Origin of the sequence: Massilia luteola, assembly GCF_034420155.1 — a bacterium.
GTDB lineage: Bacteria > Pseudomonadota > Gammaproteobacteria > Burkholderiales > Burkholderiaceae_D > Telluria > Telluria luteola.
On sequence record NZ_JAXOFN010000002.1, the window covers coordinates 214,882 to 227,761 of the forward strand.

13 protein-coding genes are annotated in these 12,880 nt (G+C 67.0%); 5 read left to right on the forward strand and 8 right to left on the reverse strand.

The window, feature by feature from the left end; genetic code table 11:
- Positions 1-13: 13 nt before the first annotated feature.
- From nadB to U9J41_RS04010, 4 genes are all read left to right on the forward strand, one after another.
- A complete protein-coding gene (gene nadB, locus U9J41_RS03995; RefSeq protein ID WP_322400727.1) occupies positions 14-1,687 on the forward strand; it encodes an L-aspartate oxidase in 1,674 nt (557 codons plus the stop codon).
- An 8-nt stretch (positions 1,688-1,695) separates the two neighbouring features.
- Complete coding sequence (locus U9J41_RS04000) at positions 1,696-2,604, forward strand: DMT family transporter (protein WP_322400397.1); 909 nt, start codon at positions 1,696-1,698, stop codon at positions 2,602-2,604.
- An 85-nt stretch (positions 2,605-2,689) separates the two neighbouring features.
- Positions 2,690-3,592 (forward strand): NAD-dependent protein deacetylase, encoded by a 903-nt coding sequence (locus U9J41_RS04005; RefSeq protein WP_322400398.1) that lies wholly within the window; start codon positions 2,690-2,692, stop codon positions 3,590-3,592.
- Entirely contained in the window at positions 3,589-4,620 is a 1,032-nt protein-coding gene (locus U9J41_RS04010; protein WP_322400399.1) for an alpha/beta fold hydrolase, read from the forward strand. The genes U9J41_RS04005 and U9J41_RS04010 overlap by 4 nt, the downstream gene beginning before the upstream one ends.
- Before the next feature lie 124 nt (positions 4,621-4,744).
- Here U9J41_RS04010 and nadC read toward each other — a convergent pair whose 3' ends face one another.
- From nadC to queE, 8 genes are all read right to left on the reverse strand, one after another.
- A complete protein-coding gene (gene nadC / locus U9J41_RS04015; RefSeq protein ID WP_322400400.1) occupies positions 4,745-5,620 on the reverse strand; it encodes a carboxylating nicotinate-nucleotide diphosphorylase in 876 nt (291 codons plus the stop codon).
- Complete coding sequence (nadA, locus tag U9J41_RS04020) at positions 5,617-6,759, reverse strand: quinolinate synthase NadA (protein WP_322400401.1); 1,143 nt, start codon at positions 6,757-6,759, stop codon at positions 5,617-5,619. Before nadA ends, nadC begins: the two co-directional genes overlap by 4 nt.
- Before the next feature lie 142 nt (positions 6,760-6,901).
- On the reverse strand, positions 6,902-8,503 hold the full coding sequence (locus U9J41_RS04025) for an ABC-F family ATPase (RefSeq protein ID WP_322400402.1): 1,602 nt from the start codon (positions 8,501-8,503) through the stop codon (positions 6,902-6,904).
- Between the two features lie 65 nt (positions 8,504-8,568).
- Positions 8,569-9,486 (reverse strand): muramoyltetrapeptide carboxypeptidase, encoded by a 918-nt coding sequence (ldcA, locus tag U9J41_RS04030; protein ID WP_322400403.1) that lies wholly within the window; start codon positions 9,484-9,486, stop codon positions 8,569-8,571.
- Positions 9,483-10,418: an alpha/beta fold hydrolase gene (locus U9J41_RS04035; RefSeq protein WP_322400404.1), complete on the reverse strand. Its 936-nt coding sequence runs from the start codon at positions 10,416-10,418 to the stop codon at positions 9,483-9,485. Before U9J41_RS04035 ends, ldcA begins: the two co-directional genes overlap by 4 nt.
- 166 nt (positions 10,419-10,584) lie before the next feature.
- Positions 10,585-11,109 (reverse strand): tRNA adenosine(34) deaminase TadA, encoded by a 525-nt coding sequence (gene tadA, locus U9J41_RS04040; protein WP_322400405.1) that lies wholly within the window; start codon positions 11,107-11,109, stop codon positions 10,585-10,587.
- Complete coding sequence (gene queD / locus U9J41_RS04045) at positions 11,102-11,548, reverse strand: 6-carboxytetrahydropterin synthase QueD (protein WP_322400406.1); 447 nt, start codon at positions 11,546-11,548, stop codon at positions 11,102-11,104. The genes tadA and queD overlap by 8 nt, the downstream gene beginning before the upstream one ends.
- A 7-nt stretch (positions 11,549-11,555) precedes the next feature.
- Positions 11,556-12,191 (reverse strand): 7-carboxy-7-deazaguanine synthase, encoded by a 636-nt coding sequence (gene queE, locus U9J41_RS04050; protein ID WP_322400407.1) that lies wholly within the window; start codon positions 12,189-12,191, stop codon positions 11,556-11,558.
- A 202-nt stretch (positions 12,192-12,393) separates the two neighbouring features.
- On the opposite strand from queE, the gene U9J41_RS04055 reads away from it, so the two are divergent.
- Complete coding sequence (locus U9J41_RS04055; protein ID WP_322400408.1) at positions 12,394-12,879, forward strand: hypothetical protein; 486 nt, start codon at positions 12,394-12,396, stop codon at positions 12,877-12,879.
- Position 12,880 lies beyond the last annotated feature (1 nt).

A 12,880-nucleotide genomic window follows, 5' to 3' on the forward strand; every position in this document is an offset into this window, starting at 1 on the left:
ATATCCGCGCCAAATCGTCTATAGTGATGCCTCTTTACAAAAGCAAAACCAAGAGAACGCGATGAAATTTGACGTAGCCATCGTCGGCAGCGGCCTCGCCGGCCTGTCGGTCGCCCTCCATCTGGCGCAGACCCGCAAGGTCGCCATCATCTCCAAGCGCGAACTGCTCGACGGCGCCAGCAACTGGGCCCAGGGCGGCATCGCCGCCGTGCTGGATTCCGGCGACAGCCACGACCAGCATATCGCCGACACCCTCGTCGCCGGCGCGGGCCTGTGCGACGAAGCGGCCACCCGCTACATCGTCGAGCACGGGCGCGAAGCGATCGAGTGGCTGATCGAACAGGGCGTGCCCTTCACCCGCGACGAGACCGCGGAGCTGGGCTTCCACCTGACCCGCGAGGGCGGCCACAGCCAGCGCCGCATCATCCACGCGGCCGATGCCACCGGCCACGCCGTGCAGGTGACCCTGGAACAGAAGGTGCGCGCGCATCCGAACATCACCCTCTTCGAACACCATTGCGCGATCGACGTGATCACGTCGGACAAGCTGCAGCCGGGCGGCATCCACGCGGGTCCGGCCCTCGTCGGCCAGCCGCGCTGCCACGGCCTGTACGTGCAGGACGAACAGAGCGGCAAGGTGCTGACCTGCGAGGCGGAACACACGGTGCTGGCCACGGGCGGCGCCGGCAAGGTCTACCTGTATACGACGAATCCCGACACGGCGACCGGCGACGGCATCGCGATGGCCTGGCGTGCCGGCTGCCGCGTGTCGAACATGGAATTCATCCAGTTCCACCCGACCTGCCTGTACCACCCGTTCGCGAAATCGTTCCTGATCACGGAAGCCGTGCGCGGCGAAGGCGGCCTGCTCAAGCTGCCGCCCGAGGCGGGCGCGGCGGCCGGCACCCGCTTCATGCCGGCGCACGACGAACGCGGCGAACTGGCCCCGCGCGACGTCGTGGCGCGCGCCATCGACTTCGAGATGAAGAAGCGCGGTCTCGACTACGTCCACCTCGACATCACGCACCAGAGCCCGGAATTCATCAAGGAACACTTCCCGACGATTTACGCGCGCTGCCTCGAACTGGGCATCGACATCACGAAGGAACCCATTCCCGTCGTGCCGGCCGTGCACTTCACGTGCGGCGGCGTCGTGACGGACATGGCGGGCCGCACCGACATCCCGGGCCTGTACGCGGTCGGCGAGACGGCGTACACGGGCCTGCACGGCGCCAACCGCCTGGCCAGCAATTCGCTGCTGGAATGCCTCGTCGTGGGCCGCGCCTGCGCGCACCAGATCGCCGCGGCGCCGCCCGTCGAGCTGCCGCAGCTGCCCGCGTGGGACGAGAGCCGCGTCACGAACGCGGACGAGGAAGTGGTCATCGCCCACAACTGGGACGAGCTGCGCCGCTTCATGTGGAACTACGTCGGCATCGTGCGCACGACCAAGCGCCTGGAACGGGCGCAGCACCGCATCAAGCTGCTGAAGGAAGAGATCGACGAGTACTACCGCAACTTCCGCGTTACCAACGACCTGCTGGAGCTGCGCAACCTCGTCGAAGTGGCGGAACTGATCGTGCGCAGCGCGCTGTCGCGCCGCGAGAGCCGGGGCCTGCATTATTCCCGCGATTATCCGGACACCCTGCCCAAGGCCCTGCCCAGCGTGCTGACGCCGCGCCGCCGCTGACCGGGTTGATGAACCAGAAGCTGACCCCGTCCACCGCCCTGCTGCTGACCGTCCCGCCGCTGCTGTGGGCCGGCAACGCGATCGTCGGACGGCTGGTGCGCACGGCCGTCCCGCCGATGACGCTGAACCTGCTGCGCTGGGCGATCGCGCTGGCCGTGCTGCTGCCGCTGGGCTGGGCGACCTTGCGCCAGGCCGGCGTGCTGGCGTCCATCCGGGTCCGCTGGCGCCGTTACGCCTTGCTGGGCCTGCTCGGCATCGGGATGTACAACTCGCTGCAATACCTGGCGCTGCAAAGTTCGACGCCCATCAACGTGACCCTCGTCGCGTCCGGGATGCCTGTCTGGATGATGCTCGTCGGCCGGCTGTTCTACGGCATGGCGGTGCGGACGCGCCAGGTGGCCGGCGCGCTCCTGTCGATCGCCGGCGTGCTCGTCGTGCTGTGCCGGGGCGACGTCGGCCAGCTGCTGGCGCTGCGCCTCGTCGCGGGCGACCTGTACATGATCCTCGCGACGATCGCATGGTCGTTCTACAGCTGGATGCTGCTGCAGCCGCAGGATGAGCCGCTGCTCCGCGCCGACTGGGCGGCGTTCCTCGGTACGCAGGTCGCCTTCGGCCTGCTGTGGTCGGGGGCTTTCGCCGGCGTCGAATGGGGGCTGGACGCACAGGCGATCGCATGGAGCTGGCCCGTCGCCGCCGCGCTGCTGTTCGTCGCCGTCGGCCCGGCCGTGCTGGCGTTCGCGCTGTGGGGTGCCGGCATCCGCCGCGCGGGGCCCGGCATCGGCGCGTTCTTCGTCAACCTGACGCCGCTGTTCACGGCGCTGCTGTCGTCCGCCTTCCTGGGCGAGCTGCCGCATGCCTATCACGTGCTCGCGTTCGTGCTGATCGTCGGCGGCATCGTCGTGTCCGCCAAGCGCTGACGCCGGGCTGCGGCGATGGCCGCGGGAATCGTGTTTTCGTCCGGGCATCAAGGATGTTACGATCCCAAGCGGAAGGAGCACATCGATGGCCGAAGCATTCACCATCCACGACCACGCGGCGCGGATCGCCGCATTTCTCGACCGCCACCCGCGCGCCCTCGTGCTGACGGGCGCCGGGCTGTCGACCGCATCCGGCATTCCCGACTACCGCGACCGCGACGGCACCCGGCGCGGCAAGCCGCCGATCCACGGTCCGGATTTCCGCAAATCCGACGCCGTGCAGCGGCGCTACTGGGCGCGCAGCATGGTCGGCTGGCCCGTGCTCGCGCAGGCCCGGCCCAATCACGGCCACCGGGCGCTCGCCGGGCTGGAGCGGGTCGGACGGATCGGTTCCGTGCTGACGCAGAACGTCGACGGCCTGCACGGCCAGGCCGGCAGTCATGGCGTGCTGGAATTGCACGGCAATATCCACACGGTCGTGTGCCTGGACTGCTCGGCGGTCTTCCCGCGCGCGTTCGTGCAGGGACAGCTGGAAGAGTTCAATCCGCAGGTGGCGGGCGCGAACGCGACGCCGCTGCCGGATGGCGATGCGTCCGTCGAACCGACGGCACTGGCCGATTTTCGCCTGCCCTATTGCACGTGCTGCGGCGGCACCTTGATGCCGAACGTGGTGTTTTTTGGCGATAACGTCCCGCCGGCTCGCACGACCATCGCCCTCGTCCAGATGGAGCGCGCCGATGCGCTGCTCGTCGTGGGATCGTCGCTGATGGTTTACTCGGGCTTCCGCTTCTGCCGCATGGCACACGCGGCCGGCAAACCGATCGCCGCCATCAACCTCGGCCGCACGCGCGCCGACGACCTGCTCGACATCAAGATCGAGGAAACGGCCGAGCGCGTGCTGCCGCTCGCGCTGGAACTGCTCACCAAGGGTTCGGAACACACTGGAACAGACACACCATCCATACCACTCGACGGGGGAATACTGTGACGACAACTTTGCGCAGCACGCCGATCAAACCCTGGCAGGCCGGCGCCATGCTGGCCGGCCTTGGCCTCGCGGCATCCTATTTTTATGTGCGTTCCAAAACGAAGCAGGCCGAAGCGGAGAATCCGCCCCAGGGCCGTTTCGTGAAAGCCGACGGCGTGCGCCTGCACTATGTGGAGCGCGGCAGCGGCCCCGTACTCGTGCTATTGCATGGGAACGGCGTACTGGCCAGCGATTTCCAGGCCAGTGGCCTGATGGATAAGGCGGCCGAGCATTACCGCGTGATCGCCTTCGACCGCCCGGGCTTCGGCTACAGCGAACGGCCGCGCGGCAAGGTGTGGACGCCGCAGGCCCAGGCGCGCCTGCTGCATCACGCACTGCAGGAAATCGGCGTCGATTCGGCCATCGTCCTCGGTCACTCGTGGGGGACGCTGGTCGCGCTGTCGATGGCGCTGGAGGTGCCCGACTTCGTGCGTGGCCTCGTCCTGCTGTCGGGCTATTACTACCCGAGCCTGCGCGCGGACGTGCCGTTGCTGTCCGGGCCCGCGATCCCGCTCGTCGGCGACCTCATGCGCTACACCGTGTCGCCGCTCATCACCCGCATGCTGTGGCGGCCGCTGACGAAGCGGGTATTCGCGCCGCAAGCGGTGGACGCACGTTTCCGCGAATTGCCGGTGTGGATGATGTTGCGGCCGAGCCAGCTGCGCGCCAGCGCCGCCGAGACCGTGATGATGGTGCCGGCCGCGGTCGCGCTGGCCAAGCGCTATCCGGAACTGAAGGTGCCGGCGGTGATCATGGCCGGCACGCAGGACCGGATCGTCGATGTCGGCCACAACGCCGAGCGCCTGGACGAGCGCCTGCCGGACAGCGAGCTGCAACTGCAGCCCGGTGTCGGGCACATGACGCATTACGCGCATCCGGACAAGGTGGTGGCGGCTATCGACGGGATCGCGGCGCGGGTCGGGGAATCCGTCTATCGGCGCAATCCGCAGGCGGAGGCGCTGGCCAGGGCCAGCGAGAGCGGGACGTAAGGGGCAAGACGCACAATGACCCGTCGCTCCCGCGCAGGCGGGAGCCTAATTTCAGTGGCGCATCACGGGAAATTGGGTTCCCGCCTCCGCGGGAACGACGGTGTTCTGGTGCGGCGTAAGACGGTCAGCCGACGATCCGCAGCGAGTAATCGGTCGCCTTCACATCCTTCGTGAGGCTGCCGATCGAAATCCGGTCGACACCCGTCTCCGCGATCGCCCGCACCGTCTGCAGATTGATGCCGCCGGACGCTTCCAGCAGCGCGCGCCCTGCGTTGATACGGACCGCGTCGCGCATCATGCCCAGGTCGAAATTATCGAGCAGAACGGACTTCGCGCCCGCGTCGAGCGCCTCTTCCAGCTCGGTGATCGATTCGACCTCGATCTGGATCGACACACCGGCATCCAGCGCGGTGGCCGCCCGCAGCGCCGGCGTGATGCCGCCCGCGGCCGCGATGTGGTTTTCCTTGATCAGGATGCCGTCGTACAGCGCCATGCGCTGGTTGGCGCCGCCGCCCACGCGCACGGCGTATTTCTGCGCCAGGCGCAGGCCCGGCAGCGTCTTGCGCGTGTCGAGGATCTGCGCTTTCGTGCCGGCGATGACGTCCACATAGGTACGCGTGGCCGTCGCGACGCCGGACAGCAGTTGCAGGAAGTTCAGCGCCGCGCGCTCCGCCGTCAGCAGCGAGCGCGGCGAGCCGGTCATCGTGCAGACAATGCTGTCGGCCGCCATCACGTCGCCTTCGGCATAGCGCCAGTCGATCTCGATGTCCTGGTCAACGGCCAGCATGATGCCCTCGAACCACGGCGCGCCGCACAGGACGGCCTGCTCGCGCACCAGCACGCGCGCCTGCGCGCGGGGCTCTTCCGGCACGAGCTTGCCCGTGAGGTCGCCGCTGCCGATGTCTTCCAGCAGCGCGGCCAGCAGGTTCTGTTCGAAAGCGGCCTGCAGTTTCTCGTCGAACCGGCCTTCGTCGGCGTATGGGTTGCGCAGCGTGCTCATGCAGGTCCGATCCCGTTGAAAAGTTTGGCTTCCTGTTCCAGCGCCCCGGTCGGCAGCGCCTTCGCCTTCTTGGCGGCGGCGAAGTCGAGCATGCGGTCGATCGCGCGCCTGGCCTGCCGGCCGGTTTCCGGATCGACGAAGATCTCGTTCCTGCCGTCCATGGATTCGAGGACGTCGGCCAGGTTCTGCAGGCCGTTCATCGCCATCCACGGGCAGTGCGCGCAGCTCTTGCAGGTGGCGCTGTTGCCGGCGGTGGGCGCTTCGATCAGAATCTTGCCGGGCGCGGCCATGCGCATCTTGTGCAGGATGCCGTTGTCGGTGGCGACGATGAAGTGTGTCGCGTCCATCGTCTGCGCCGCATTGATCAGTTGCGTGGTCGAGCCGACGACGTCCGCCTGGGCGACGACGTTGGCCGGCGATTCGGGGTGCACGAGTACTTTCGCGTCGGGATACTCGGCGCGCAGCAGGTCCAGCTCGACGCCCTTGAATTCATCGTGCACGAGGCAGGAGCCCTGCCACAGCAGCATGTCGGCACCCGTCTGCTTCTGGATGTACGAGCCCAGGTGGCGGTCAGGCGCCCACAGGATCTTCTTGCCCTGCTCGTGCAGGTGTTTGACGATGTCCAGGCCGATCGACGACGTCACCATCCAGTCGGCGCGCGCCTTCACGGCCGCGGAGGTGTTGGCGTAGACGACGACCGTGCGGTCCGGATGCTGGTCGCAGAACGCGGCGAATTCGTCGGCCGGGCAGCCGAGATCCAGCGAGCAGGTCGCGTCCAGGTCCGGCATCAGGATCGTCTTTTCCGGGCTCAGGATCTTCGCCGTCTCGCCCATGAAGCGCACGCCGGCCACGACGAGCGTCCTGGCCGGGTGGTCGCGGCCGAAGCGCGCCATCTCCAGCGAGTCGGACACGCAGCCGCCGGTTTCCTCGGCCAGGTCCTGCAGGTCGGCATCGACGTAATAGTGTGCGACGAGGACGGCTTCACGCTCCTTGAGCAGGCGGCGGATGCGGTCCTTCAGCGCGGTCTTTTCCGCGACTTCCAGCGGCGACGGCGTGCGCGCCCAGGCCTCGGCGGTGGAACAGACGCCGCCGACCGGGCGGTCGTATTCGAAGACTTTAACGGGGGCAATGGTATTCATAGACAATATGATCGCATGGCGGGCGAAAACGTGCCGGCGTGGGCCGGATGCCGCCGATTGTATTCCTTTATATGGCGCGTCCGTGCCGGCGTACGTTGAACGCGTGGGCACGTGGTGCCCACCAATCAAGCGCGCCGACGTATCAGTCGAGTCCCTGGCTCTTGAGATAGTCCTCGTAATTGCCCTGGAAGTCGATGACGCCGTCTTCCTTGATCTCGAGGATGCGGGTCGCCAGCGACGACACGAATTCGCGGTCGTGCGAAACGAAGATCAGCGTGCCGGCATACTTGTCCAGCGCGACGTTCAGCGACTCGATCGATTCCATGTCCATGTGGTTCGTCGGCTCGTCGAGCAGCAGCACGTTGTGACGGCCGAGCATCAGCTTGCCGTACATCATGCGGCCCTTCTCGCCGCCGGACAGCACGCGCACCGACTTCTTGACCTCGTCGCCGCCGAACAGCAGGCGCCCCAGGATCGAACGCACGGCCTGGTCGTCGTCGCCCTCCTTCGTCCACTGGCCCATCCAGTCGGTCAGGTTCAGGTCGGTGGCGAATTCCTCGGTCGGATCCTGCGGCATATAGCCCGGGTTCGCGTTCTCGGCCCATTTCACGCGGCCAGTGTCGGCGTCGAGGCCCGTGATCGGGGCGCTGCCGATCGAGCGCAGCAAGGTCGTCTTGCCGGCACCGTTGGCACCGATGATCGCGATGCGCTCGCCGGCCTCGACCATGATCGAGAAATTCTTGAACAGCTGACGGTCGTAGGACTTCGACAGGCCTTCCGTCTCGACGGCCAGGCGGTGCAGCTTCTTCTCGCCTTCGAAGCGCACGAACGGATAGGCGCGCGACGACGGCTTGAATTCCTCGATCTTGATCTTGTCGATCTGCTTGGCGCGCGACGTCGCCTGGCGGGCCTTCGATTTATTGGCCGAGAAGCGGCGCACGAAGTCCTGCAGTTCCGCGACCTTTTCCTTGGCCTTGGCGTTGTTGGCCAGCTGCTGGTTGCGGGCCTGCGTCGACGCTTCCATGTAGTCGTCGTAATTGCCCGGATAGACCTTCAGCGTGCCGTAGTCCATGTCGGCGACGTGGGTGCAGACCGAATTCAGGAAGTGGCGATCGTGCGAGATGATGATCATCGTCGAGTTGCGCTGGTTCAGCATGTCCGCCAGCCAGCTGATCGTGTGGATGTCCAGGTTGTTGGTCGGTTCGTCCAGCAGCAGAATGTCCGGATCCGAGAACAGGGCCTGCGCCAGCAGCACGCGCAGCTTCCAGCCCGGCGCGACGGCGCTCATCGGACCCTGGTGCAGGTCGGTGCCGATGCCCAGGCCCAGCAGCAGCTCGCCGGCGCGCGCTTCGGCCGAGTAACCGTCGTATTCGGCGACCTTGCCTTCCAGCTCGGCGGCCTTCATGTAGTCGTCGTCGGTCGCTTCCGGATTGGCGTAGATGGCGTCGCGTTCGCGGATGGCGTTCCACAATTCCGTGTGGCCCATCATGACGACGTCGAGCACGCGCACGTCTTCGTACGCGAACTGGTCCTGGCGGAGCTTGCCGAGGCGCTCGTTCGTGTCGAGGCTGACGTTGCCGCCGGACGGCTCGAGGTCGCCGCCGAGGATCTTCATGAAGGTCGACTTGCCGCAACCGTTGGCGCCGATGAGGCCGTAACGGTTGCCGTCGCCGAACTTGACCGAAATATTTTCGAACAGCGGCTTGGCGCCGAACTGCATCGTGATGTTGGCTGTACTGAGCACTGGGAAACCTTATTGCGTGTGTTTTCGATTAACCGCGTATTTTACCACTGCGGGGGTGGTCTGCGTCAGGCCCGCTGCAGTGTCGGATAATCGGACAGGGTCAACTTCCACTGCTCGCCATCGCACGCAAGATGCCCGCGCGCGCCGAATGGAATTGTCACCCGGCGCGGGACGTGGCCGAACTCGAGTCCGGTCAGCACGGGCACGGGCAACGTGGCGCGCACATAGGCCAGCATCTCGTCGAAGTTGTAGCCATTGTCCGCGGGCGCCAGGCGGTAGCCGGAGAAATCGCCCAGCACGATGGCGCGCTGGCGTGCGAGGACACCGGTGTGCATCAGTTGCAGCAGCATGCGCTCCACGCGGTATGGATGCTCGGCGATGTCTTCCAGGAACAGGATGCCGCCGTCGATCTGCGGGAACCACGGCGTGCCGATCACCGACATCATCATCGCCAGATTGCCGCCCCACACCGTGCCCGTGACGTCCAGGCGCGGATTCGCGGCGCCGCGGCCGGAGACGGTGTGCGTCGGGCCGGCCAGGCAGTGCCAGAAATCGTCCAGCGTGAAGCCGACGAGTTCCTGGGCGCCGAAGTCGCCGGCGAACATCGGACCGGCATAACTGGGCGCGCCCGTCCTGGCGTACAGCCCCATCTGGAAGGCGGTCATGTCGGAGTAGCCGACGAAGATCTTGCCGCTCGCGGCCATGCGCTCGAAGTCGATGTCCGCCAGCAGCCGGGTCATGCCGTACTGGCCGCGGATGGCCATCACCACCTGCACGTCCGGGTCGGCGGCGGCCGCCTCCAGCTGGGCGAGGCGCTCGGCGTCGGTCGCCGCGAAGCGCTGGTGGCGCTCGTCGTGCCTGTAGTAATTGTGGACCAGGATGCCCTGGGCTTCGAGGCGCGCGATGCCGCGCGGGATGGCGTCCGGCTCGGGGGCGTATCCGCCCGGCGCGACGAGGGCAATGCCCAGCTTGGAAATAGTCACTGTTTGACGAAGAGCCTTGGAGTCGAGTCGGGCGCCATCTTACCGTGCGCGTGGGCGTCGATCAAGGCGAGGAGCCGCTCCAGCAGCTGGGACGGCAGGTCGTGGCCCATCCCTTCGATGACTTCGAGCCGGGCGCCGGGGATGGCTTGCGCGGTGTCGACGCCGCAGGCCGGCGGCATGAGCGGGTCGGCCGCGCCGTGGATCACGAGCGTCGGCGCGGCGATGGTCCGCAGTTGCGGGGTGCGGTCGCCGCAGGCCGTGACGGCCAGCATCTGGCGCACGACGCCGCCCGGGCAACAGTTGCGGCGCAACGCGCGCGCGACGCGGCGGCGCAGATGTTTTTCCGGCGTCGGGTACGCGGGGCTGCCGATGGCCTGCAGCAGCTGGACGTTGTAGTCGACGGCGCCGTCGATGTCGCCGGCGCCGTTCCAGCCGCGCGGCCGGCGCAGCAGTGCGCGGCGGGCGGCCTGCGTCGGGCCCGGCAAGCCGCGGCGGCCGCTGCTGGACATGATCGACGTCAGGCTGAGTACGCGCGCCGGGAACCTGGCCGCCATCAACTGCCCGACCATGCCGCCCATCGATATCCCGACGACGTGGGCCCGCGCCACACCGAGCGCGGACAACACGCCGATGGCGTCGTCGGCCATGTCGTCCAGGCGGTATGGCGGGCTCAGGGGCAGGTGCAGCAGCGACTTCAGCCAGGCCAGCGTGAGGCTGGGCGTGCCGGCATGCTCGAACTTGGTGGACAGGCCGCTGTCGCGATTATCGAAACGGATCACGTAAAAGCCCAGCTCGACGAGGCCTTCGACGAATTCGTCGGGCCAGGCCGTCAGTTGCAGGCCGAGGCCGGAAATCAGCAGCAGTGGCACGGCTTTCGGATCGCCCGCGGTGTCGAAGGCGATGCGGATCCCGTTGGCGTTCAGACTAGGCATGGCGGCGTCGCCGGCACCGGGTCGACCGGATCAGGTAGGGGTGCCGAAAGTTGAGCGGTTGATCCAAGATGTACTCCCCTGCCGTGGCGCAGCAGCGGCATGGAGCCAGCATACCATTTTCGGCAAAGCGGTGGCGTCAGCGATGCGCGCCGGCGCGCGCGGCCGGTCAGTCCGTGGACGCGGGCGCGGTGGCGGCAGCTAGAGGCGGGCGGCGGGCGGCGCGGCGTTCGGCGAAGAAGGCCTTGAGCATGGCGCTGGCCTCGTCCGCCAGCACGCCGCCGACGACGGCCGTGTGATGGTTCAACTGCTCCAGCGCGAACAGGTCGAGGATGGAGCCGCACACGCCCGTCTTCGGGTCCGGCGCGGCATACACGACGCGCGCCAGGCGCGCATGCATCATGGCGCCCGAGCACATCGCGCACGGCTCCAGCGTGACGTACAGTGCGCAGCCCGGCAGGCGGTAATTGCCGAGCTTTTCGGCCGCCGCGCGCAGGGCGACGATTTCCGCGTGCGCCGTCGGGTCGTGGCGGCCGATCGGCTGGTTGAAGCCGGCGGCGATGACCTCGCCATCGCGCACGACGACGGCGCCCACGGGCACCTCGCCCGCCGCCCAGGCCTTGCGCGCTTCCTGCAGCGCCAGGCCCATCCAGGCGGCGTCGTCCGGGCTGGCGATGACGGTCGGGTCAGGCATCCGTGATTTCGGCCCAGCAGTTCGGCGTTTCGTGCAGCACGAGCTTTTGCAGGCGCAAGCCGGTGCCGTAGCGGTCCTTGTAGGCGGCCTTGAGGATGTTCCACGCCACCTGCGCGAGGTTCTCGACGGTCGGGATGCGGTCGATCACGACGGTCTTGTGGTCCGGCAGGCTGGCGAGGAAGCCGCGCACCGAGTCGTCCTTCTCATAGACGAGGAAGGCGTGGTCCCAGACGTCGACCAGATGTTCCTTGGCGAGCGCCTTGATGTCCGAGAAATCCATGATCATGCCGTTGTCGGAATTGCCTTCGACGTCGATGACGGCGCCGGTCAGCGTGATTTCCAGCGTGTAGCGATGGCCGTGCAGGTTGCGGCACTGGCTCTTGTGGTCGGGGATGCGGTGGCCGGCGTCGAATTCCAGCTTGCGGGTAATGGTCAGCATGTGTGCTTCAGGGAATGTTCAGGAGTTTATGGGTCTGGAGACTGAGCTTCCACCTGGGATTGCGGCGGCACGTGTCGATCGCCAGTTGCGTGTTGAACTGTGCCAGCGGACCGTCCATCGGCTGGAGGAAGAAATTGTCGAACTCCAGGTGCTCATAGGCGGACAGGTCCTGCCCCGCCTGCGGGATGACGACCTTGATTTCATTGCCGCGCCCGACCACCAGCGTCGAGCCCATCTTGGGGCTCACGCAGATCCAGTCGACGCCGGCCGGGACGGGCAAGGTGCCGTTCGTCTCGATGGCGATCGTGAAGCCGACCGCGTGCATGGCATCGATCAGCGCGGCGTCCAGCTGCAGCAGCGGCTCGCCGCCCGTGAACACGACGTATTTGCTGGACGGATAAGTGTCCGGCCACAGGCTGTCGATGTCCGCGGCCAGGCTGGCGGCGTCCTTGAACTTGCCGCCGCGTTCGCCGTCCGTGCCGACGAAGTCGGTATCGCAGAACTGGCACACGGCCGTGGCACGGTCGCTCTCGCGTCCCGTCCACAGATTGCAGCCGGAAAAGCGGCAGAACACGGCCGGCCGGCCGGCATGGGCGCCCTCGCCCTGCAGGGTATAGAAGATCTCTTTGATGCTGTAAGTCACGATAAAAATCCGGGGAAGCTCGCGTCAACCTTCCATTATACCGCGTCGGCACGGGGTCGCAGAAGAGGTCCGCCGTTGGTCGCGGCATGCCGTAAAGACGTCAAAATTGACGACGAGCAAAAACGCGTCGTTCGGAAAGTCGTACCTTTGAATACGGAAAGTTCCTAATCGCGTCATCCTAGTCCTCGTCGAAGGGATCGTCATGAAAACCGTGCTGCTCCAGTCGCTGCGCGTCACCCTCGGTGCCTTGCTGGTGCTGACCATGTGGGTCGGGTTCGCCGGGCATGGCCGCGTGCTCGCCATGCCCGAGCGCATGCAGGCGGGCGCGCTGGTCCTCGTGATGATGGGTGTGCTGTTCGCCGCGCTGTTCCGGCGCGTGCGCAGCGAAGACCGGATCGCGCGCCTGGAGGCCGCGCTGTGCCGCGAACAGAAGGCCCGCAGCCAGGCCGACCAGGCGCTCGCGGAATCCGACATGCTGCTGGGCCGCCTGACCGGTGGCGCCGACGCCCGCCGCGGCAGCCTCGATCCGCTCGCGCAACTGGTGGCGATCCAGTCCGAACTGCTGCAGGTGCGCCGCCAGTACGCGCTCGAAGATCCGCTGCTGGCCTCGCGTATCGACTTGTTGTGTACCCGCGTCGATCGGGTCGCCCACGCGATCGTCTCGGCCCACGCGTTCGACCCGGGGTGAC

What these genes read in the sequence shown, in the direction of transcription:
- U9J41_RS04000 (WP_322400397.1), top strand. Translation starts at nt 1,696, where the DNA reads ATGAACCAGAAGCTGACCCCGTCCACCGCCCTGCTGCTGACCGTCCCG.
- nadC (WP_322400400.1), bottom strand. Translation starts at nt 5,620, where the DNA reads ATGAGCACGCTGCGCAACCCATACGCCGACGAAGGCCGGTTCGACGAG.
- queD (WP_322400406.1), bottom strand. Translation starts at nt 11,548, where the DNA reads ATGCTGACCATTACCCGCAAGCTGGAATTCGACGCCGGCCACCGCATC.
- U9J41_RS04005 (WP_322400398.1), top strand. Translation starts at nt 2,690, where the DNA reads ATGGCCGAAGCATTCACCATCCACGACCACGCGGCGCGGATCGCCGCA.
- tadA (WP_322400405.1), bottom strand. Translation starts at nt 11,109, where the DNA reads ATGCCTGACCCGACCGTCATCGCCAGCCCGGACGACGCCGCCTGGATG.
- U9J41_RS04055 (WP_322400408.1), top strand. Translation starts at nt 12,394, where the DNA reads ATGAAAACCGTGCTGCTCCAGTCGCTGCGCGTCACCCTCGGTGCCTTG.
- U9J41_RS04035 (WP_322400404.1), bottom strand. Translation starts at nt 10,418, where the DNA reads ATGCCTAGTCTGAACGCCAACGGGATCCGCATCGCCTTCGACACCGCG.
- nadA (WP_322400401.1), bottom strand. Translation starts at nt 6,759, where the DNA reads ATGAATACCATTGCCCCCGTTAAAGTCTTCGAATACGACCGCCCGGTC.